Source organism: Winogradskyella sp. ABM4_392 (genome assembly GCF_056160445.1).
Window position 1 is genome coordinate 56,185 of record NZ_JBSWXE010000003.1, and the last position, 21,818, is coordinate 78,002.

A 21,818-nucleotide genomic window follows, 5' to 3' on the forward strand; every position below is an offset into this window, starting at 1 on the left:
ATTAAATGAAACATATATACTTTTTATTTTTTATTCTATTGTTTGCTTCTTGTTCTACTAGTGATGACAATAGTTTAGAGAATAATTGTCTATTAATCAGTTATGAGCCTGCTCAACTTTATTACGAATACTTCAATAGAGAAGACTTAGGTTTTAGAGTTGATGGCTTCGACCCAGATTTTAATGGTATTGAAGTTCAATATGATAATAATGATAGAGTAATAAAAGTAATCGGTGGACCAACACCTTTTCCTATGGGATCTAATCTTACAGGTTGGCTTATTTCTGATTTGACTCAATACGATATTGAATATTCTGAAAACAATGTAAGCATAACCAGTGCTATTGAATCGTTTTATGGTGATACCACAAATGACTACACTATTATTAATTCTAGAATAGCTCAAAGAAGTATCATTATTCCTCAAGGGTTACTAAGTGAGAAAGTAGTTTTTAGTTACCAATATGAAGATGATAGAGTTATAGAATACCAAGGTTCAGACTTGTTTAGGACATTCTATTTTGAAAATAGAAATCTTGTAAAAATTGAAGAATTAATCTATTTCAATCCAGATAATATATTCGAAGATTCTGATATGCTTTATGGTAAGTATGAAATTATTTTTTCAGAGTTTGATAACCTACCTAATTTACTAGAAGGTAAATTCTTTATCGATGGTGCTTTTTTTAAAGCATTTTCAAAGAACAACTACCACAAAATAGAATCAAAATATTATACTTATAATCAGGATACTGGTAGTTTTGAGCATAATTCAAATCTTGTAAATTGGAGATCTTATAATTTTGGTGTCAATGAAGATGGTTCTTCTGGCTTATTTGCTACAGATTGCTTAATTGAAAACTAATTCTTAACAAAATAGCTCATATTTTTAGCGAAACTACTTAAATCCTCGTTGTATTGCTCCTTTACATTCCTTAAAATTTATAAATTTGTAACTGTCTAATTCACTTTAGGTTACCCTACTAAGCTATAGTTGTAAATTTATTAAGCATGAAAAATACCCTCATCGCATGCCTATTGCTATGTTTTAGTGCGGTTTCTGCACAACTCAGTGTTAGAAATAATGCCTACGTCTATGTTAATGATCAAGTCTTATTTGTAGAGGACGATGTTAATCTCGAAGAATCTACTGCCAAGTTATATTTAAGAAGTGAAGCACAACTTTTACAAGGTGCTGGCACTACAGGCAACTCTGGTATTGGTGAACTAAGTGTTTATCAAAATGGAACTGTAAACCAGTGGTCTTATAATTACTGGTGTTCTCCTGTTGGTGGAATATTAACGGATAATCTAGTTAATAATGATTTTAGGATTAACCAACTCGATGACCCACTCTTAGGAACAGTAGATTTAATTGATAGTAATGATAGTGCATTTACAAATGGCTATAATGGTACAGCAAATCCATTAACAATTTCAGATAGATGGTTATATTCGTTTGTGTCCTCTGACCAGTATAGTCAATGGATATATTTAGGTGATACTGGTGATTTAGCTCCAGGATTAGGATTTACTATGAAAGGATCTGGTACTGCAACAACTGGCAATACAGATTATGATTTTAGAGGAAAGCCTAATAATGGAACTATTGGAAGTCCTGTGGCCGCAGGAGATTTTACCCTAGTTGGTAATCCCTATCCAAGTGCAATAGACTCTGCTGCATTTATACACGATAGCGATAACGTTAATGCTATTGAAGCTACACTTTATTATTGGGAACAATATGGTAATGTGCCTTCTCACGTATTACAAGATTATATTGGTGGTTATTCTGAATATACAATCAATCCTGCAGGAACAGTTATTACGACGACACCAGCTGTATTTTTTACTTATGATGAACAAGATAACATGTACTCCTTACCTCCTGGTCCACCAGCAACAGGAACTAAGCTTGCCAGACGCTATATACCAATAGGACAAGGTTTTATGGTCGAAGGAATTACTGGTACAACCGGAACAGTTAGAACAAAGAATGCGCATAGAGTCTATGAAAAAGAAGGAACTGACAGTTATTTCTTTAGAACCACCAATCCTGGACTAAATTATCAAGAAAATGGACTTTCTGAAGTTCCTGAAGATTATAAACGTTTTAGAATCAATGTAGATTTTACTGTTGGTGAAAACCAGTATACAAGACAAGTAGTTCTTAATTTTCATGACTCTGCAACACCAGGACATGATAGAGGTTTAGAACCAAAACGTTCAGAGAGTTATGATACTGATGCTTATTTTCTTCTCGATGGTAAGCAATATTCCGGTCAAGCCTATGCTTTTGATGAAGCACTTACAATTCCGTTAATTGTAGATATTGAAGAGCAACAACCATTACGTTTTAGAATCTTTGATGTTCAAAATTTTGAAGATACCCAAGGTATTTACATTCACGATATTCAAGATAATCTTTATGTTGATTTAAGAAATCAAGATTATGACTTAAACATAGAGCCAGGTAATTATACAGACCGTTTTGAAATAGTATTTATACCAGGACAGGCATTGAGTATTGATGACCTTGAGGTTAGTGATTTAACAATTCGCCAGGATAATAACAACCACCTATTATCAGTAATTAACCCTAATGGTTTAGATGTAAAAACCATTGAAGTATTCGATGTAGCTGGAAAACGAATGCTCAATCAATTATACAATTCTGTATCTAACCGTTATCAATTATCAACTATAGATTTAAGTGATGGTGTGTATATTGTTAATGTAACTTCAAAAGCTAATACAGAAAAAACTGAAAAGATTATTATTAAGCATTGATAGTTTCTTTAAGAACATTAACGGTATAATCAATTTCTTCTTTAGTTGTGAAAGCACTGAAAGAAAATCGTACAGAAGGATACTTTAATTTTTCTTCATCAAGAATTTCTGAAAGAACATGAGATTGCTGACTGCTACCACTTTGGCATGCACTTCCTTTTGAGCAAGCTATACCCTTAAGATCTAATTGAAATTGAAGCATTGGTGCCTTTGATGGTTCTAAAGGCAAACAGACATTAACTAAAGTATATGTACTTTTTGTAGTATCCTCACAACCACCATTAAAACTTACTGATGGAATTACTTTTTTCAACTGATTAATAAAGTAGGTTTTAATTAAAGTAATTTTTTCTCTTTCAATATCAATATTATTGTATGCTATTTTAAGAGCTTCGTTCATACCAACGATATTATGAATAGACTCTGTGCCAGCTCTATGACCTCTCTCCTGCTCACCACCAAAAATCAGAGGTTTTAATCCAGATTCTTTTCTAACAAAACAGAACCCTACACCTTTAGGTCCATGAAATTTATGAGCACTAGCAGCAAAAAAGTCGATTGGTATATCTTGCAAATCTAATTTAAAATGCCCTACAGACTGCACACAATCAGAATGAAACAAAGCATCGTTATCCTTACATAACTTGGCTACATGCTCAATATCTAAGATATTCCCTATTTCATTATTTACATGCATTAAGCTTACAATAGCTTTATTAGATGATTTTAACAAGTTTTCAAGATGCGTGTAATCTACCATTCCACATGCATCAAGATTAACAAAACTTAGCTTAACATTGTATTCCTTTTGCAGTTGTTCTGCTGTATGTAAAACCGCATGATGCTCTATTTTTGAAGTAATAATTTCTGTAACACCTAAATCTCTAACAGCACTACGCAAAGCTAAATTATCTGCTTCTGTACCACCAGAGGTAAAAACAATCTCAGAAGCTGATACATTAAAATAGCTAGCAATATTCTTGCGACATTGCTCCAATAAAGCTTTAGACGAGCGTCCAAAACTATGTGTAGAAGATGCATTGCCGTAAGTATTGGCAAGAACTTCTGCCATACGATTTATAACTTCTGGTCGCAAAGCTGTAGTAGCCGCATTATCTAAATATACTTGCTTCATAGTGCAAAAATATCGCAAATAAAATTATTTAGATAATGCAACGTTATAATTTTACAAATCCATTATTTTTGTTCAAAATGTAAGCTTATGATGCGCCACTTTTTTATAATTTTTGTCTTCCTACTTTTAACAGCCTGTGATGATGGTGATATTATTACAGTAGATTTAGAATTTGATAAAGAATTAGAAATATGTACCAACAATACAGAATCTTTTCTTATTTATGATACCAGAGAAGATCCTAATGAGTCTTTATCATTAATTATACCAAGAGGTGCTAACGAAGAATTTCCATTTACTGAAGCCACACCTGTAGATGACCCTACTGTATTTACTATCAATGAGTCATCCATTAGATTTTTATATAGGACTTACAACAGAAGTTTGGGCAATAACGAACTCTGCGAATTAATACCTTCTGGAGACTTAACCATTATTGAAGACTACGAAGCTGAAAATGGTGGTACAGTACTAGCGACTGTAAGTGTTGTGGATGATGATAACGACGGTATACCAAACATTTACGAAGACAGAAATGGCAACGGAGATTTAACTGATGATGATTTTGATTTAGACGGCATACCAGATTACCAAGACCAAGACGACGATAATGACAACGTACTAACTATTAACGAGTTAAATGATTCAGATGATGATGATGACCCAATGACAAATCCATTAAATACTGATGGCAATCTACCCAATGGAGGAGACATGATGCCAGATTATCTAGATGCAGATGACGATGGTGATGGAGTACCAACGATAGATGAAGACAGTACCGATACCCAAAACCCAAGAAACCTTGCAAACCGTAACAATGATGCTAACGGACAGTTAGAGTTTCACTACCTTAACCCTTTAGAAAACACTAATTATGGTCCAATAGAACATATTGGAGGTAATATATATACCAGAGCTGTGACTGTTAATTTTTTAGTTACTGGTGCTAATTTAGAAATATTATCTGGTACAGATATAGATTTTGGAACATTAACTTACGATATTGTTATTGAAGAATAACAACACAATTTATGGCTCTAAATTTTGAAAAATTCTAACTTCAGTAGCACCAATACCATAAGTTTTATAGTCAGCATCATAAAACTGAACATTATTGTAACGTCCTAAAAGGGTTTCGAGTTCTTGTCTTAAAACGCCTTCTCCTACTCCATGGATAAACACCATTTTTGGAATACGCTTTCGAATGGCAAACTCTAATTGTCTTCTGGCAGTATCCAACTGTAGATTCATCATATCAAAATTAGTCATGCCTTTTGTAGAATCGGTAAGTTGATGTATGTGCAAATCGACTTCAAACTTTGGAGCATGACGCTCTTTTGGCTTAACCGTTGGTACAATTTTTCGTTTTGAAGTCTCTTTTTCTTTCTTTACAGACTCTATATCTGCATCCAAAATGGCATTAACTAAAGATGTGCTGGAATGCACAAGCATTAATTCGTTTTCTTCAAACTGAAACTCAAAACCATTAGTATCTTCAATAGTAATGACTGTGCCTAAAACGTGTTTAACAGTTCCTGTTATGGCATCATCTATTGTTTCAACAACATCACCTTTCTTCATCATCTTCAATTGGTTCAGATTTCACAAAAGATTCTTCTTCCTGTTTTTCGTATTTACTAGGAATATTTCGCGATGTTCTGTAAATACCAAACATTAAAAGTATAATACCTCCCATTAAAAGATAAGTGTTTTGTTTTTCTCCTGCTTGAGCGTATATAGCTACTATACCACCAACAACTACACAAATAAGATTAATAACTCTAGAAATATTCATATGTTTTATAATAATTCAAACAAAAATAAGGTATAAGACAATTATTCTAATACTATTTAAAGTAAATGTAAATTATTAAATTAGCTTTATGTTTATACTTTTAAAAGGCCTAGAAGATTACATGCTGTCATGTGCCAGCAAAAAACATTTTGGCATTGACTGTATAGGCTGTGGCTTTCAGCGTTCTGTAGCACTTTTATTTAAAGGTGATGTTGTGGCATCGTTTTTAATGTATCCTGCACTTTATCCTATGATGCTTTTTTTTGTATTCCTTATTTTTGATATGATTATAAAAATAAAACATAGCGAAAAAATTAAATTGAGCCTAGCAGGCTTAACACTTTTAGCTGCTGTTATTAATTATATATTAAAACTATTTATCAACTAATTAACTTCATTTATGCAAAAACTCAACACTACTTTAGTTTACATTTTATCTGTAATAGGAATAATATGCTGTTGTGCCTATGGTCTTGGTACAGTTGCAGCTATTATAGCAATTGTAATTGCTAGTCAGGAACTTAAAAAATTCAATGCTACACCTGAAGCATACAGTAACGGTTCAGCAATGAAAAGTGCAAGGATATTTGCAATCATATCATTGTTTATATCATTTATTGGTCTTGCGTTTGTAATATGGGCTATGGTTAACCCTTGTGCTTTCTTTGATTGGTACATAGGAATGTTAGAAAATAATCCTAATGTACCTGCAGAATCTATGCAACAGATCTATGAAGCCGCTGAAAATGCTGGATGTAGATAACAAATAAAATGAAGCAAAAAAAACCACGATAAATTATCGTGGTTTTTTTTTATTAAAACTTTATTCGGTTATTCAAATTCTTTTAAAGTTTTCGTGATTATAGATACACAGTCTAGCAACTGCTCTTCAGTCATTACCAGCGGAGGCGCAAATCTTATAATATTACCATGTGTTGGCTTTGCCAATAATCCATTATCTCTCAACTTAAGGCAAATATTCCATGCTGTATCGCTATCTTCATCATCATTTATCACAATAGCATTTAGCAATCCTTTTCCTCTAACAGAATTTACTATAGTACTATCTTTAATGTACTTATTCATTTCTGCTCTAAATATCTTGCCTAAAAAGTCAGCATTTTCAGCTAAATTTTCTTCTTTAACTACTTCTAATGCAGCAATTGCTACTGCTGCTGCAATTGGATTACCACCAAATGTACTACCATGATTTCCTGGTTGTATGACATTCATAATTTCGTTATTTGCCATTACAGCAGATACTGGGTATAATCCACCACTCAATGCTTTACCTAGAACCAAAATGTCTGGTTTTACCTCTGGTGTACCAGAACAATCTTTCTTTGCACATGTACAATTGCCACAGGTAGCTAGTAATCTACCTGTTCGTGCGATCCCTGTTTGCACTTCATCCGCAATAAAAAGGACATTATACTTTTCGCAAAGTGCTTTAGCCTCTTTTAGGTAGTTTTCACTTGGTACATATACACCAGCTTCACCTTGTATTGGTTCAACCATAAAACCTGCTACATTAGGGGTAGTGCTAAGTACCTCTTCCAACTCTTTTAAGTTATCATATTCAACTTTTATAAATCCGTCTGTATATGGACCAAAGTTTTTACGAGCTACAGGATCGTTAGAAAATGATATAATGGTTGTTGTTCTTCCATGAAAATTGTTTTTACAAACTACAATTTCTGCTTTATTTAAATCAATTCCTTTTACCTCATAAGCCCATTTTCTACAAAGCTTTAAAGCTGTTTCTACAGCTTCTGCACCAGAATTCATTGGAAGCATCTTATCAAACTTAAAATACTCGGTTGCATATTTTTCATAACGCCCTAGCATGTCATTATAAAAAGCTCTAGAAGTTAATGTAAGTCGTTGAGCTTGCTCCACCATTGCATTAACAATCTTAGGGTGACAGTGTCCTTGGTTTAATGAGGAATATGCAGATAAAAAGTCATAGTACTTTTTACCCTCAACATCCCAAACATAAACACCTTCACCTTTACTAAGTACAACAGGTAGGGGATGATAATTTTGCGCACCATATTTATTTTCTAGTGCCATCGCTTCTTGCGACGAAATGTGGTCTAAAACAGCCATCTTCAAAATATTTAAAAAAATTAAACAAAAACTAAGTCGAGTATTATGAAATGTCAAATCTCGCTTAGCGAGTTCCTACTCTACCTTTATTCTTTTAGTGACTTTGCGCATCCATGTTTAGAAGTTATGGTGAAGCCCTAAAAAAGCAGCGTGGGAGAGAAATCATCCCTAGATGAGTGCAAATTAATAAATATTTATGAATTATTTTGACTAAAGTTGCCTTCAAATTCTTTGAGTCAATTACTAAAATGCGACTATATTTGCAGACTAATTAACGATTAATGCCAAGACGAGAACGAAACAAGTTTGTAAAACGCGGAGAAATTTTAGATATCTTAATAGAAGATTATGCTTTTGGCGGCAAAGGCATTGGCCGAATTAGAAATGGACATGGTGAATTTGTAATTTTTGTACCTAATACTTTACCAGGACAATTAGTCAAGGCTCAGGTAAAAAAGTCAAGTAAAAAATATGCCGAGTGCAAACTTTTAGAGGTTTTAAAATCTTCTGAAGATGAAGTAGAAATGCCTTACCAAGATATTCCTGGCGCACCTTATATTAATTTACCTATAGAAAAACAACATGAGTATAAGAGGCAAAGTACTCTAGAACTTTTTAAACGTATTGGTAAAGTAAAAGATATAGAAACTAAGTTTGATGAATTTGTAAGTTCACCAAATACCTTTCACTATCGTAATAAAATGGAATATGGGTTTTCTGCTATTGGTTTTGATCGCGAAGCAAATACAGATGTGGATGAGTTTACACTAGGCTTTAAACGCAGAGGGCTTTGGTGGTGTGGAGACAATCTAAATAGTGATTCTGGTCTATTTGATGCTGAAGTTGAAAACCACCTGAAAGATATTAGAGCATACTGCAAAAACACTGGTTTAGCACCATGGCATGGCCCAAAAAAGGAAGGGTTCTTTAGATATTTTGTGGTTAGAAAATCTTACAAAACCAATAAGCTACTTTTTAATCTTGTAACAACTTCTTACGACTTAGATCAATTTGATTTAGATGCATTTGCAAACTATCTAGTACAACTATTTGGTGATAGAATTGCTGGTTTACTTCACACAATTAATGATGAGGTTGGAGACAGAACTATAGCTAATACAGGAAGTATTCAATTAGTTTATGGAAAAGATAAAATAGTTGAAGAATTATTAGGCCTCAATTTTGAAATTAGCATGAAAAGCTTTTTTCAAACTAATCCTAAATGTGCCGAAAAACTATATTCTAAAGTAGTTAACTATGCTTTAGAAAATAAAGAAGCTATAGACAATACGGTAGTTTTAGATCTTTTCTGTGGTACTGGAACTATCGGACAAATTGTAGCGAGTAAAGCAAATAACACTAAAATTGTTGGTGTAGATATTGTAGCTTCAGCTATAGAAGATGCAATAGAAAATGCAAAGCGAAACAATATAAAAGGCTTAGAATTCTATGCTGCAGATGTTGGTAAATTCTTAACAGAACATCCAGAATATCAAAATAAGATACGTACCATAATTTTAGATCCTGCCAGAGCTGGTATTGCGCCAAAAACCCTTAAAAAAATAATAAACCTTAATGCAGACCGTTTGGTTTATGTATCTTGTAATCCTGCCACACAAGCTAGAGATACTGAGCAGTTATTACTTGCAGGATATCAAATAAAAAAGTTAAGTTTGGTCGATCAATTTCCGCATACAGCGCATATTGAAACTGTTGTATTGTTTGAAAAATAATTAATGAAAAAGTTAAAATTTATACTCCTATTACTTTTAGTAGTACTTATTAGTTGCGAACGCGACGACATCTGCGCTGAGAGCACTCCAACTACACCTAGACTTTTTGTAGAATTTTATGACGCAGATGAACAAGACGAGCTAAAATCTGTAACACGTTTAACGGTCTATGGAGATAGTCCTGATATACCAATTCCAGACGATACAGATAACTCTAGTGCTGTCTTATTAGAAGATATTTTTGATACTCAACAGAGACGTGTTTATAACAGAAATTCAAATTTCGTTAAACTTCCTCTTCTAATTGGAAATACAAATGATGGAGAAACAACTACATCTCGTTTTATATTAGAAAAGGATACTAATCTAAGGTTAAATGATAATCCTAATAATGATTCAAACATTGACATTATTGAAATTGAATATACAACAGAATTTAAGTATGTCTCTAGAGCTTGTGGGTATAAAAGTGTATTTAATTTAATAGATGTAGAAGTAAATCCGGATGGTGATGATGATGATTTATGGATAGAAAGTGAAGAAATTATTGAAATTTTAGTAGAAAATGAAAACACAGTACATGTACACATCTTTCATTAAAAGTAGTATTCTGTTGCTATTATTTTCTACAATGGTAATGGCACAAGAAGATAAGAAAACTGTTAAGGACACTTTAATATACAAGCAAAAATACGGGCTGCGTTTAGGTGCTGATATTAGTAAATTAGCTCGTACTTTTTTTGATGACAACTATACTGGTTTTGAGGTTATGGGTGACTATCGCCTTACAAAACGTATCTACTTAGCTGGTGAAATAGGAAATGAAGAATATACTTTAGAAAATGAAGTTCTAAGCAACACTACTAAAGGTAGTTATTTTAAAGGTGGTATAGACCTTAACTTCTATAAAAACTGGTTAGATATGGAAAATATGATTTATGTTGGTTTTAGAGGTGGTGCCAGTACATTTAGCCAAACCTTAAATAGTTACGAAATTTATAATGTTTATAACCAATATTGGAATCAGCAATTCACTGTAGAAGAGGGTACTGAGTACTCTGGTCTAACTGCAATTTGGGCAGAAATAATTATTGGGATAAAAGCAGAATTATTTAATAATTTCTATGCTGGTATTAATGCACAACTCAAAGGTTTAATAACAGAAACGGCACCAAATGATTATGAAAACCTTTATATACCTGGTTTTAATCGCACCTACGACAGTGGTCGCTTTGGAGTTGGCTTTGGTTTTAATTTATCTTACTTAGTACCTATCTTTAAGAAAGACAAGGTTGTTGTGCAGGAAAAGGAAGAAGAATAATTAACAGCTGGTTAAACATTCAACAAAAATCCATATCTTTTCTTTATCTAAAATCAACTTTTATGGATAAAGAAGAAATTGCAAATCTTATAGATGCGAAGCATTCTGAGTTAATCAGTTGGTTAGAGCAACAACCTAATGAAACCTGGTCACAAGGTCCTGAAGGAAAATGGACACAAGGGCAACAAGCACTACATCTGTTACAAAGTATCATTCCACTCAATAACGCCTTAAGCCTTCCAAAATTCTTAATCCGTTATAAATTTGGAAAAGCCAACAGATCTGTTAGAGATTACGACACTATTGTTAACCGATATCACGAGCGTTTAAAAGATGCTAAAGGAAAAACGTTTAAAGGTTCACGGAATATGAAGATTCCAGAGATTGATGAAAAACAATACATCCTCAACCGATTACAAACAGAAAGTAAAAAGCTACAATACAAAACAAAAAAGATAAGTGATAAAAACTTAGACAAACTAATTCTACCACATCCACTCATGGGCAAAATGCCAATTCGCGAGATTATAATGTGGACAGCACATCATGTTGAGCATCATACTAAGACTCTGAAAGAAAAATACTAACACTTCACATAATTCGCTTTATTTCAATCAAACTTTAAGAAGTTTTAAAATCAAATATTAAAAATAAAAACTTACCTTAAAGCCATTAAATCAATCAATTATGAGAATTTTAAAATTGTTTTTAGTTGTATTATTCCTAACATCAGATATAATTGTTAGCCAAAATGATATCGTTATTGGAAAAATAGATAGTCTACACTCTGACATTTTAAATGAAGATAGAAAACTAATGGTGCATGTACCACCTTTTCCTTCTAAATCTTACCCTGTCATCTATTTACTAGATGGTGATGCTCATTTTACTTCTGTTGTAGGTTTGACACAACAGTTAGCTGCAAATAATATTATACCCAATATGATGGTTGTTGCGATACCCAATACTAATCGAACACGAGACTTGACACCTACTAAATCTGAACCATATCCACCAATGGCACCTGAAGAAATGGTTTCTCAATCTGGAGGTGGCAGAGAATTTGTAAAGTTTTTAGAGAACGAATTATTTCCATATGTTGAAAAAAATTATCCAACATCTGCATACAGAATGTTTATTGGTCATTCTTTTGGTGGTTTATTAGTTATTGATGTACTACAAAATAATCCAGGTTTATTCACAAGCTATATTTCTATTGACCCTTCTATGTGGTGGGACAATAAAGCTCTTTTAGTCACCTTAAAAAATTCAAACCTTAATGGTGAAATATATAAAAACAAATCACTTTACTTAGGTATTGCTAATACCTTAGGGCCAGGCATGGATACAATCTCAGTTAGAAAACAAAAGGGACCAATGACTGACCATATCAATTCAGTCTTTGATACCAGAGACTTATTAAGAAATTCTAAAAACAACACTTTAAAGTTTAAGTCTAAATATTATGAAAATGATAATCATGGCTCAGCTCCCTTAATAACAACATATGATGGTTTAAGATTTGCTTTCGACTTCTATAAATTTGAAGTAAGTTTTGCTGATGTTATGGCACCAAATACAGATATTGTTGACAGAATGAAGGCACATTACACTAAAGTAACAGAAATTTTAGGCTTTGAAAATAAACCTGATGAAGCAACTATTAATGGAATGGGTTATCAACTCATGCAAATGAATAAACATGATCTAGCCAAGCAGTTTTTTGAAATGAACATACATTATTACCCAAAAAGTTTTAATGTCTATGATTCACTTGGCGATTATTATCTGGAGGTAGAGAATAAAGAAAAAGCGAAAGAAAATTTCAAAAAAGCATTGGCTATAAACGAAAATCCATTTTCGAGAGAGAAACTAGAAAAGTTAGAAAAGGAATAACTATGCTTTTAAATACTCTAAAACATTAGCTTCTATCCTACTCTGAATATTTGAAACATCCGCTTTTACAAAGGCTTCACCAGTAATGTTTTCATATAACTCAATGTAACGCTCACTTACAGTTTCAATATAGGCATCACTCATAAATGGGACTTTTTGACCTTCTTTACCTTGAAAGCCATTAGAAATTAACCACTGACGCACAAACTCCTTAGACAATTGCTTTTGTGCTTCACCATTATCTTGACGCTCTTGGTAACCGTCTGCATAAAAATAACGTGAAGAATCTGGTGTATGGATTTCATCAATCAATACAATTTTTCCATCCTTGGTTTTCCCAAATTCGTATTTTGTATCAACAAGTATTAAGCCTCGTTCCTCAGCAATTTCTGTACCTCGTTGAAATAGTTTTTTGGTATAGTCTTCTAACACTATATAATCCTCTTCAGAGACTATGCCACGTTTTAAAATATCTTCACGAGAGATATCTTCATCATGGTCACCCATTTCTGCTTTTGTAGCCGGAGTTATTATCGGTTCTGGAAATTTATCATTCTCTTTCATACCTTCTGGCATTGGCACACCACAAAGTAATCTTTTACCTGCTTTGTACTCTCTGGCTGCATGACCAGACATATAGCCACGAATTACCATTTCAACTTTAAACGGTTCACACAAATGACCAACAGCTACATTAGGATCTGGAGTTGCCACTAACCAATTTGGCACCAAATCCTCAGTATCTTTCATCATTTTGGTGGCAATCTGATTAAGAATTTGCCCTTTATAAGGAATTCCTTTTGGCATCACCACATCAAAAGCACTTAGTCTATCAGTAGCAATCATTACCAATTGCTCATCGTTTATATTATAAACCTCTCTTACTTTTCCTTTATAAACACTTTTTTGATTTGGAAAGTTGAAATTGGTGTCTGTAATTGTGTTATTCATTTTATTTAGCTTTTAGCTTTTGGGTATTAGCTATTTGTTTGTTGTGCTTATTACTTTTAGTTTGAACCCTAGCCCAGATTGAAGCGGCATCCTTTTTATTTGGTGACTGAGCGTAGTCGAAGTCAGCAAATAAAAAGATACAGCGGAAAGCTGGAAATGCTCCTAATAAAAATTAATCTCTGTTTTCTATACTTTTATAGGCTGCAATGACTTTCTTAACTAATTTATGGCGAATGACGTCTTTGTCATCTAAATAAACCATACCAATACCTTCAACATTTTTAAGAACAAGTAAAGCTTCCTTTAAACCAGAAATGGTACGACGTGGTAAATCTACCTGACCAGGATCGCCTGTTAAAAGAAACTTTGCGTTTTTACCCATACGCGTTAAGAACATTTTCATTTGTGCATGCGTTGTATTTTGACCTTCGTCTAAGATTACAAATGCATTATCTAACGTACGACCACGCATAAAAGCTAATGGTGCTATTTGTATCACGCCTTTTTCTATATAGCTTTCTAACTTTTCATGCGGAATCATATCACGTAAAGCGTCATACAAAGGTTGCATATAAGGATCTAATTTCTCTTTTAAATCACCAGGTAAAAACCCAAGATTTTCTCCTGCTTCAACAGCAGGTCTGGTTAGTATAATACGTTTTACTTCCTTACTCTTTAAAGCTTGTACAGCCAATGCCACACCTGTGTAGGTCTTACCAGTACCAGCAGGTCCAATAGCAAAAACCATATCATTTTTACGTATGCTCTCTACCAGTTTCCTTTGATTAACTGTTTGCGCCTTAATGAGTTTGCCTCCTACGCCATGCACTATAACTTCGCCGCTTGTTGCAGAGGTTGAATAATCTTCGCTACTGTTGCTTGTTAAGATTCGCTCAATTACATTTTCATCAAGCTTGTTGTACTTTCCAAAATGCTTCATAAGCATCATCATTCGCGTATCAAATTCCTCTAGTAAATCTTCATCACCATAGGCTTTGATTTTATTACCTCGAGCAACAATTTTTAGTTTAGGAAAGTATTTTTTTAATAGTTCAATGTTGGCATTTTGGGCACCGAAGAATTCTTTTGGAGTAATTTCTTCTAATTCTAGAATAAGTTCGTTCAAAAGGCTAATTAATTTAGTGTGTTAATCTGTTTTCTTTTCTTAGTTTTGTGTAACGATTGTGTACAAACAAATCTAACAATTTTACAACCTCAATTCTAAAAAAAATATCAACAATTAATCCATGGCAATTATCACTTTAACCACTGATTTTGGAGAAAAAGATCACTTTGCTGGTGCGATTAAAGGTGCTATTTATAGCGAATTACCTGAAGTTAGAATTGTTGATGTTTCACATTCTGTATCGCCATTTAATATATCTGAAGCAGCATATATTATTCTAAATGCGTATAGTAGTTTCCCAAAAGGTACTATCCATATTATAGGAATTGATTCTGAGTTAAGCCCTGAAAATAAGCATATTGCAGTTAAGTTAGATGACCATTACTTTATATGCGCCAACAATGGTATAATGAGCATGATTTGCTCGGAGATTGCGCCAGAAAAAATTGTTGAAATTAATATCCATGATAAAATTGAAACCAATTTTCCTGTTCTAGATGTTTTTGTAAAAGTAGCATGCCATATCGCAAGAGGAGGCACACTTGAGGTAATTGGAAAAGTTATTAACACTATTAAGCCTATTAAAAATTTGAACCCATTTGTTAACGATGACAAAAATCAAATTATAGGTAGTGTTATATACATAGATAATTATGGTAATGTTGTTACTAACATTAAAAGGAAGTTTTTTGAGGAAGTGCAAAAAACACGACAATACGAAATCTCAGCTCGAAATCACAAGTTTAGAAAAATTCACAACAGATACAGTGACATTGTAAATTTTGATATTGAAGAATCTAAACGTAATGATGAAGGCAAAGGATTAGTAGTCTTTAATTCATCTGGTTATTTGGAGATAGCGGTCTATAAAAGTAATTGTAGCACTGTAGGTAGCGCCTCTACACTAATGGGATTAAAAACAATGGATACAGTAACAGTAAACTTTTTAAAATCTTAAGTAGTGTTAGTAAGAATTGTAAAAATGAGTTTTGAACCATCCAAGATTGAAGAATTCTTGGCTAATTTTGAAGCGAATAAATCTAAAATTAGAGCGTTTGAAGGTTGTAATTTTTTAGAATTATATCGTGATCAGAACAATACCAATATCTTTTTTACGTATAGTTATTGGAATTCTGAAAATGATTTAAATAATTACAGACATTCAGCTTTATTTAAAAGTGTTTGGGCAAAAACTAAACCTTTGTTTAATGCTAAACCTGAAGCTTGGAGTGTGGATAAACTGGTAAGTTTAAAATGAAAAAAATCGCTTTCTTTTTACTGTTTTTAACTTTGAGTTGTGGAAATAAAACAGGAATAATATCTGGTGATGAATATGTGATTTTTAAAATGCTACATCATGATGAATCTTATTTTGAACTAAGTCATTCTGAAGTTAGGCAAATAGAAAACTTAATAAGAAGTGATGTTGAAATTCTTAAGCAATTTCGAAAATTGAAAGCAGAGAAATTAGGTTACGAAGGAAGGAAAAGATTAGAACACAATACCTACGTAAGACAATATTTTGCATATTATGATGATAATTTGGATAAGATTGTTGAAATATTATTTATGTGCAATCCAACAAATAAACCAAAAGAAAGTGGGAATTGGAAAGAAGACTTTATAGGAAACGTATTAGATGGAGGAAGTTGTTACCCACACTTTAGAGTTAATTTAAGCACAAAAAAAGTTATTGCTTCCGATACTGATTTAATAAAACAATTTATTGAAAAAAATATATTAGATTACTAAAAAAACGCTCGCAAAGTTGCAGAATCGCAAAGAAAAATTTATGATTAAACACATAACCACTGTACTTAATACTTTCTACTAATTACTAGATACTAATTTATGTTAGCAATATTAAAAAAAGAAATAAACACCTTCTTTGCCTCACCAATTGGGTATTTGGTTATTGGTGTGTTTTTATTATTAAACGGTTTGTTTTTATGGGTGTTTAAAGGTGACTTTAATATTTTTAATAATGGTGTCGCAAGCTTATCATCATTCTTTTTATTAGCACCTTGGATTCTTATCTTTTTAGTTCCTGCTGTAACCATGCGTAGTTTTAGTGATGAAAAAAAGCAAGGTACTTTAGAGCTATTAGTCACCAAACCTATTTCACATTTTCAGATTGTACTGGGTAAATATTTTGGTGCTTTTATTCTCATCATATTAGCATTAATCCCAACACTGCTTTATGTTTATTCTATTTACCAATTAGGTAGTCCAGAAGGTAATTTAGATATGGGAAGTACCATTGGATCTTATTTTGGTCTACTGTTCCTTGTCGCTGCTTATACAGCAATTGGAGTGTTTGCTTCTACGCTTTCAGACAACCAGATTGTTGCATTTATCATTGCAGTATTTATCTCCTTCTTTATGTATTTTGGTTTCGAAGGCCTTTCAAACTACAATGTATTTGGTGATTTAGTATATATGGAAAATCTTGGGATGTCTGCGCATTACAACAGTATGAGTCGTGGAGTTATCGACACAAGAGATTTGATATATTTTATAAGTATAGCTTTAGCGTTTTTATTATTCACAAAACTTAGAATTCAGAAACAATGATTATAACACCCTTTTTAGTCATATTTATGATAGTAGTCTTTGTACTACTCTTTTTGTTTTTGAATACGGTAGACAAACGCAAATGGTTAACAGGATTAATCAGCTTGGTTTTAACACCTTTTGTTTATTTCTATATGTTTTATCCTTTTGTGAATATTGTTAGCAATTACCATCATCAAAAGTATTTTGATAGTGAAGCATGGATTGAAAAACCAGCCTTACGTTACGAGATGATTGACAACACTATAGAATCTGACACACTCATAGGTGCTTCTAAAACCAAAATAACCTCACTTTTAGGAAAATACGAATGGTTGTCTTGGGATGACAGTATAAAAGATCATGACAATAATAAATGGAATTATGGTTTAGGCATTGAACCTGGTGCCTTTAATAGTGAAAAGGAATGTGTAGAAATCATTTTTAAGAATGATAAAGTCTCTGAATTAAGACATTATCAAGAAGAAATTACATACGAGAGTAATGAAGAAGAATAAAAATCTAATATACATACTCATTGTATTGGCTGGACTCGTAATAGTAAACGCTATATCGAGTTCGGTTTATGGCCGTTTTGATTTAACCAAGGACAAACGTTATACATTATCTGATGCCACAAATACTATAATAGACAATATAGATTCTCCATTAATAATTGATGTTTTTTTAGAAGGTGAATTTCCTTCAGAATTTAGATTACTTCAAACCGAGACAAAACAAATCATTGAAGAATTTCAACTCAAAACCAATAATATAAAAGTTAACTATATCAATCCTATTGAGGATGAATCTACCAGAGAACAAATTATTGATGAACTTACACGCTCTGGACTAGAGCCATATATCAACACAGATAATAGCACAGGTAAAGTAACGCAAGAAATAATTTTCCCTTGGGCTTTTGCTAGCTATGGAGACCAAACAGTTAAAATTCCTCTATTAAAAAAGAGTATTACGCAAGACCTATCAGAACAAATCAACAATTCAGTTCAAGGCCTTGAGTATGCGTTTGCTGATGCTTTTAATAAACTCGTAAATTCAAAATCTAAGACTATTGCTGTACTAAAAGGTAATGGCGAACTCGCTGATTTAAACCTTGCAGATTTTCTTCAAACAACCCAGTCTTACTATAAAATTGCACCTTTTACTTTAGATAGTGTTGCAACTAACCCACAAGGTACTTTAGATAAGCTTAAACAATACGATTTAATAGTTGTTGCTAAACCAACTCAAGCGTTTTCAGATGAAGAAAAACTGGTACTCGATCAGTATACCATGAGAGGTGGAAAGAGTTTATGGCTTACTGAGTCTGTAGTAATGGATGAGGATAGTTTGCGAAATGCCACAAATTCTAGCGTCTCCATTATGAGAGACCTTAATCTCAATGATTTCTTTTTTAAATATGGTGTAAGGGTAAATCCTAGTTTGGTAAAAGACCTCTACTCTGCTCCAATTATGTTGGCTATAGGAGAAGGTAGTCAAGCTCAATTGCAACCTATTCAATGGCAATATGCACCTTTGGCCTCGTCTAACCAAGAGCATCCTATTACCAAAAACTTAGAATTAGTACGTTACGATTTTGCAAGTCCAATGGACACGCTTAAAAATGATGTCAATAAAACAATATTGCTTCAAAGTTCCCCTAAATCTAGATTAGAAGGAGTACCAACTAGTATATCTCTAAATGACGTTACCAAATCTCCTGATGAGAGTTTATATAATTCTGGTCCACAAAACTTGGCTGTTTTATTAGAAGGTGAATTCACTTCGGTTTATGACCAACGTGTTTTACCTTTTAAAGTGAAAAATTTTAAGTCCAAAAGCTCTCCTACAAAAATGGTGGTTATTTCTGATGGTGATGTTATAAAAAATGACGTTAGACAAAGAAGACCTTTAGAACTAGGTGTAGATTATAGAGGTTTTCTATATGGCAACAAAGAATTTTTACTTAACGCTGTCAATTACCTCTTAGACGATACAGGACTTATAAACATTAGAGCCAAAGAAATAAGCGTTGCTTACCTTGATGAAGATAAAATAAAGGAAGAAAGCAGCACTTGGCAACTCTTAAACATTGCATTACCATTGGCACTACTTGCTGTTTTTGGTTTGGCTTTTAACTTCTTTAGAAAGAAGAAATACACCTAGAATTTGTTAATAAGTTTGTTTTACAAATCTATACGATTAAGATATATTTGTAGGATACGTTATAATTGATAAAATTTTAAATTTTTAGCATGAAATTTATAGTTTCAAGTACATATTTACTCAAACAACTTCAGGTATTAGGAGGTGTTATTAATAACAGTAACACATTACCTATTTTAGATAATTTCTTATTTGAATTAAGCCAATCGAAACTTACGATTTCGGCTAGTGATTTAGAAACAACAATGTCTTCTACAATCGATGTAGAGAGTGATTCTGAAGGTAGCATTGCTTTACCAGCTCGTTTATTATTAGACACGTTAAAAACGTTTCCTGAGCAACCATTAACCTTTGTAGTTGAAGAAAACAATACTGTAGAAATCAGTTCTAACCATGGTAAATATGCTTTGGCTTATGCTGATGGTGCCGAATTCCCTAATGCTGTTTCTGTAGAAGATGCAAGCAAAACAACCATAATGGGAGATATATTAGCTACAGCAATTAGCAAAACTATTTTTGCTGCAGGTAATGATGATTTAAGACCTGTAATGAGTGGTGTATTTTTTCAGTTCTCTCAAGACAATTTAACCTTTGTAGCTACAGATGCTCATAAATTGGTAAAATATACTAGAGATGACGCCAGTGCAACTGAGTCTGCTGAATTTATTATGCCTAAAAAACCTTTAAATCTATTAAAAGGAATTTTAGCAGGAAATGAAGAAGATGTTTTGGTAGAATATAACGAGTCTAACGCTAAGTTTACCTTTGATAATTCGGTATTAATTTGTCGTTTAATAGATGGTAAATATCCAAACTACGAAGCTGTGATTCCTAAAGAGAATCCTAACAAACTAGTTATTGCAAGAACACAATTCTTAAATTCTGTTCGTCGTGTTAGTATTTTCTCTAACAAAACAACGCATCAAATCCGTTTAAAAATAGCTGGTGCAGAACTTAATATTTCTGCTGAAGATGTAGATTACAGCAACAAAGCAGAAGAACGATTAACATGTGATTACCAAGGTGATGATATGCAAATTGGTTTTAACTCTCGCTTCTTAACAGAAATGATTAATAATTTAAGCTCTGATGATGTTCAGTTAGAAATGAGCCTACCAAACAGAGCTGGTATTTTAACTCCAGTTGATGGATTAGACGAAGGTGAGCATGTTACTATGCTTGTTATGCCAGTGATGTTAAATAATTAGGTAACACCAAAAAAATACAATAAAAAAATGCTCATCTTTTACGATGAGCATTTTTTATTATCTCTTTAAATGATATACCGAAACAAGTTCAGCACGAGTAACTAACTAATAAAACTAAGAGATAATGGGTAGCTAGGTAATTCTCCATTACTAGCTTTTATTGCGTTTATGATTGGCATTACAAAGGCTAAAATTCCCATTAATATTAGAATTAAAATACCTAAACCAAACAGGAAAATTAGAGGTATACTTATTAAACAATACACAATAAGACTTAACTGAAAGTTTACTATAGCTTTACCATGTTGGTCCATGCCATCGACTCTGTCTTTCTGTGTTGCCCAGATTATTAATGGAACTATTAATCCACCAAATCCTGTTATATAAGTCAATAACTGAGCTAAATGCGTAATCATTATTAACTGATTGTCTGTGCGTTTGAGTGTATGATAATTAGATTCCATGATTTTATTTATTTACACTTATGTGACGCAATCTATATTAATATGTTACATATTTTAACTAATTTTTCACACCCAACTTCTCTAATATAGTATCCATTAAACACCATTTGGTTAAAGATGACTGCAATAAATTAGCTCCTACAAAAGCGGTAAACCAAAGCCAATTTTGATTGACGTATATCGCTAATAATAAACTAATTAAAATAAATGTTCCTGCTATACCTCTTACTATTCTATTTTTCATAATTAAATTTTTATATATATTTTTCAATAGGCAACACAACTCCTCTAATTGGATTGTTGGTCTCAATACCTGAATTAAATTCTGCGATTAAATGAAATAAGCGTTCTATTTGTTCTTCTTCAGTAAATGAAAAAAACATGTGAGATTCGCTTCCACCTTTAACACTAGGAAACCAACTCGATGTGGCTAACAAATTAGGTGTGCTCTTATAGCCATCAATATCTGAAGTACTGAAACTCTCTATATTTGCCTCTTTAAATAATTTCAAAACGTCATTTTGAAATTCTTCTACGGCTGTTACTATTACTAATTTCATAGCT

Annotated in this window: 26 protein-coding genes; 17 read left to right on the top strand and 9 right to left on the bottom strand. The window is 32.7% G+C overall.

Going from position 1 to position 21,818, the window contains the following annotated elements; all coding sequences use genetic code 11:
* The first annotated feature begins 5 nt into the window (after positions 1-5).
* Both ACXAFS_RS08975 and ACXAFS_RS08980 read left to right on the top strand, forming a co-directional pair.
* Positions 6-866: a hypothetical protein gene (locus ACXAFS_RS08975; protein ID WP_475306469.1), complete on the top strand. Its 861-nt coding sequence runs from the start codon at positions 6-8 to the stop codon at positions 864-866.
* Between the two features lie 146 nt (positions 867-1,012).
* Positions 1,013-2,791 (top strand): T9SS type A sorting domain-containing protein, encoded by a 1,779-nt coding sequence (locus ACXAFS_RS08980; protein WP_475306470.1) that lies wholly within the window; start codon positions 1,013-1,015, stop codon positions 2,789-2,791.
* On the opposite strand, the gene ACXAFS_RS08985 is transcribed toward ACXAFS_RS08980, so the two are convergent.
* On the bottom strand, positions 2,781-3,926 hold the full coding sequence (locus tag ACXAFS_RS08985; protein ID WP_475306471.1) for a cysteine desulfurase family protein: 1,146 nt from the start codon (positions 3,924-3,926) through the stop codon (positions 2,781-2,783). The two genes, ACXAFS_RS08980 and ACXAFS_RS08985, sit on opposite strands and share 11 nt — an antisense overlap.
* 87 nt (positions 3,927-4,013) lie before the next feature.
* Between ACXAFS_RS08985 and ACXAFS_RS08990 the strand changes: the two genes are divergently transcribed.
* Complete coding sequence (locus tag ACXAFS_RS08990) at positions 4,014-4,949, top strand: hypothetical protein (protein ID WP_475306472.1); 936 nt, start codon at positions 4,014-4,016, stop codon at positions 4,947-4,949.
* A 9-nt stretch (positions 4,950-4,958) separates the two neighbouring features.
* Here the strand turns inward: ACXAFS_RS08990 and ACXAFS_RS08995 are convergent, their stop codons facing one another.
* A complete protein-coding gene (locus ACXAFS_RS08995) occupies positions 4,959-5,510 on the bottom strand; it encodes a Smr/MutS family protein (protein WP_475306894.1) in 552 nt (183 codons plus the stop codon).
* Positions 5,497-5,724: a hypothetical protein gene (locus ACXAFS_RS09000; protein ID WP_475306473.1), complete on the bottom strand. Its 228-nt coding sequence runs from the start codon at positions 5,722-5,724 to the stop codon at positions 5,497-5,499. The genes ACXAFS_RS08995 and ACXAFS_RS09000 overlap by 14 nt, the downstream gene beginning before the upstream one ends.
* An 88-nt stretch (positions 5,725-5,812) precedes the next feature.
* Between ACXAFS_RS09000 and ACXAFS_RS09005 the strand changes: the two genes are divergently transcribed.
* Positions 5,813-6,112: a DUF2752 domain-containing protein gene (locus tag ACXAFS_RS09005; RefSeq protein WP_475306474.1), complete on the top strand. Its 300-nt coding sequence runs from the start codon at positions 5,813-5,815 to the stop codon at positions 6,110-6,112.
* 12 nt (positions 6,113-6,124) lie between these two features.
* Positions 6,125-6,487 carry a CCC motif membrane protein gene (locus tag ACXAFS_RS09010; protein ID WP_475306475.1) on the top strand — a complete coding sequence of 121 codons (363 nt, stop codon included), beginning with the start codon at positions 6,125-6,127 and terminating at the stop codon, positions 6,485-6,487.
* A gap of 68 nt (positions 6,488-6,555) precedes the next feature.
* Here the strand turns inward: ACXAFS_RS09010 and rocD are convergent, their stop codons facing one another.
* On the bottom strand, positions 6,556-7,833 hold the full coding sequence (rocD, locus tag ACXAFS_RS09015) for an ornithine--oxo-acid transaminase (protein ID WP_475306476.1): 1,278 nt from the start codon (positions 7,831-7,833) through the stop codon (positions 6,556-6,558).
* 281 nt (positions 7,834-8,114) lie between these two features.
* Between rocD and rlmD the strand changes: the two genes are divergently transcribed.
* The 5 genes from rlmD (at position 8,115) to ACXAFS_RS09040 (ending at position 12,783) form a co-directional block, all read left to right on the top strand.
* Positions 8,115-9,566, top strand: coding sequence for a 23S rRNA (uracil(1939)-C(5))-methyltransferase RlmD (rlmD, locus tag ACXAFS_RS09020; RefSeq protein WP_475306477.1), 1,452 nt, complete (start codon positions 8,115-8,117; stop codon positions 9,564-9,566).
* A gap of 3 nt (positions 9,567-9,569) precedes the next feature.
* Positions 9,570-10,166: a DUF6452 family protein gene (locus ACXAFS_RS09025; protein ID WP_475306478.1), complete on the top strand. Its 597-nt coding sequence runs from the start codon at positions 9,570-9,572 to the stop codon at positions 10,164-10,166.
* Positions 10,132-10,887: a DUF6048 family protein gene (locus ACXAFS_RS09030; RefSeq protein ID WP_475306479.1), complete on the top strand. Its 756-nt coding sequence runs from the start codon at positions 10,132-10,134 to the stop codon at positions 10,885-10,887. The genes ACXAFS_RS09025 and ACXAFS_RS09030 overlap by 35 nt, the downstream gene beginning before the upstream one ends.
* Before the next feature lie 62 nt (positions 10,888-10,949).
* The gene (locus ACXAFS_RS09035; protein ID WP_475306480.1) at positions 10,950-11,474 is read left to right on the top strand and encodes a DinB family protein; all 525 of its coding nucleotides are present in this window, start codon (positions 10,950-10,952) and stop codon (positions 11,472-11,474) included.
* Between the two features lie 100 nt (positions 11,475-11,574).
* Entirely contained in the window at positions 11,575-12,783 is a 1,209-nt protein-coding gene (locus ACXAFS_RS09040; protein ID WP_475306481.1) for an alpha/beta hydrolase-fold protein, read from the top strand.
* On the opposite strand, the gene ACXAFS_RS09045 is transcribed toward ACXAFS_RS09040, so the two are convergent.
* Both ACXAFS_RS09045 and ACXAFS_RS09050 read right to left on the bottom strand, forming a co-directional pair.
* Positions 12,784-13,734: a phosphoribosylaminoimidazolesuccinocarboxamide synthase gene (locus tag ACXAFS_RS09045; RefSeq protein ID WP_475306482.1), complete on the bottom strand. Its 951-nt coding sequence runs from the start codon at positions 13,732-13,734 to the stop codon at positions 12,784-12,786. It lies immediately after the preceding gene.
* Between the two features lie 172 nt (positions 13,735-13,906).
* Entirely contained in the window at positions 13,907-14,860 is a 954-nt protein-coding gene (locus ACXAFS_RS09050; protein ID WP_076615065.1) for a PhoH family protein, read from the bottom strand.
* Between the two features lie 121 nt (positions 14,861-14,981).
* On the opposite strand from ACXAFS_RS09050, the gene ACXAFS_RS09055 reads away from it, so the two are divergent.
* The 7 genes from ACXAFS_RS09055 to dnaN all read left to right on the top strand — a co-directional run bounded on the left by ACXAFS_RS09055 (position 14,982) and on the right by dnaN (position 20,790).
* Positions 14,982-15,818: an SAM hydrolase/SAM-dependent halogenase family protein gene (locus ACXAFS_RS09055; protein WP_475306483.1), complete on the top strand. Its 837-nt coding sequence runs from the start codon at positions 14,982-14,984 to the stop codon at positions 15,816-15,818.
* Positions 15,819-15,821: 3 nt separating this feature from the next.
* Positions 15,822-16,118: a putative quinol monooxygenase gene (locus ACXAFS_RS09060; protein ID WP_475306484.1), complete on the top strand. Its 297-nt coding sequence runs from the start codon at positions 15,822-15,824 to the stop codon at positions 16,116-16,118.
* On the top strand, positions 16,115-16,612 hold the full coding sequence (locus ACXAFS_RS09065; protein WP_475306485.1) for a hypothetical protein: 498 nt from the start codon (positions 16,115-16,117) through the stop codon (positions 16,610-16,612). The genes ACXAFS_RS09060 and ACXAFS_RS09065 overlap by 4 nt, the downstream gene beginning before the upstream one ends.
* Positions 16,613-16,711: 99 nt before the next feature.
* Complete coding sequence (gldF, locus tag ACXAFS_RS09070) at positions 16,712-17,434, top strand: gliding motility-associated ABC transporter permease subunit GldF (protein WP_475306486.1); 723 nt, start codon at positions 16,712-16,714, stop codon at positions 17,432-17,434.
* A gap of 26 nt (positions 17,435-17,460) precedes the next feature.
* Positions 17,461-17,931 carry a hypothetical protein gene (locus tag ACXAFS_RS09075; RefSeq protein ID WP_475306487.1) on the top strand — a complete coding sequence of 157 codons (471 nt, stop codon included), beginning with the start codon at positions 17,461-17,463 and terminating at the stop codon, positions 17,929-17,931.
* Positions 17,918-19,582 carry a gliding motility-associated ABC transporter substrate-binding protein GldG gene (gldG, locus tag ACXAFS_RS09080; protein ID WP_475306488.1) on the top strand — a complete coding sequence of 555 codons (1,665 nt, stop codon included), beginning with the start codon at positions 17,918-17,920 and terminating at the stop codon, positions 19,580-19,582. Before ACXAFS_RS09075 ends, gldG begins: the two co-directional genes overlap by 14 nt.
* Before the next feature lie 89 nt (positions 19,583-19,671).
* Positions 19,672-20,790 carry a DNA polymerase III subunit beta gene (dnaN, locus tag ACXAFS_RS09085; RefSeq protein WP_475306489.1) on the top strand — a complete coding sequence of 373 codons (1,119 nt, stop codon included), beginning with the start codon at positions 19,672-19,674 and terminating at the stop codon, positions 20,788-20,790.
* A 101-nt stretch (positions 20,791-20,891) separates the two neighbouring features.
* Here dnaN and ACXAFS_RS09090 read toward each other — a convergent pair whose 3' ends face one another.
* From ACXAFS_RS09090 to ACXAFS_RS09100, 3 genes are read right to left on the bottom strand one after another with little or no spacing between them, the layout of a single operon-like run.
* Positions 20,892-21,254 carry a DUF4870 domain-containing protein gene (locus ACXAFS_RS09090; protein ID WP_475306490.1) on the bottom strand — a complete coding sequence of 121 codons (363 nt, stop codon included), beginning with the start codon at positions 21,252-21,254 and terminating at the stop codon, positions 20,892-20,894.
* 58 nt (positions 21,255-21,312) lie between these two features.
* Entirely contained in the window at positions 21,313-21,498 is a 186-nt protein-coding gene (locus ACXAFS_RS09095) for a YgaP family membrane protein (protein ID WP_331810397.1), read from the bottom strand.
* Between the two features lie 10 nt (positions 21,499-21,508).
* Positions 21,509-21,814 carry a hypothetical protein gene (locus tag ACXAFS_RS09100; protein WP_475306491.1) on the bottom strand — a complete coding sequence of 102 codons (306 nt, stop codon included), beginning with the start codon at positions 21,812-21,814 and terminating at the stop codon, positions 21,509-21,511.
* Positions 21,815-21,818 lie beyond the last annotated feature (4 nt).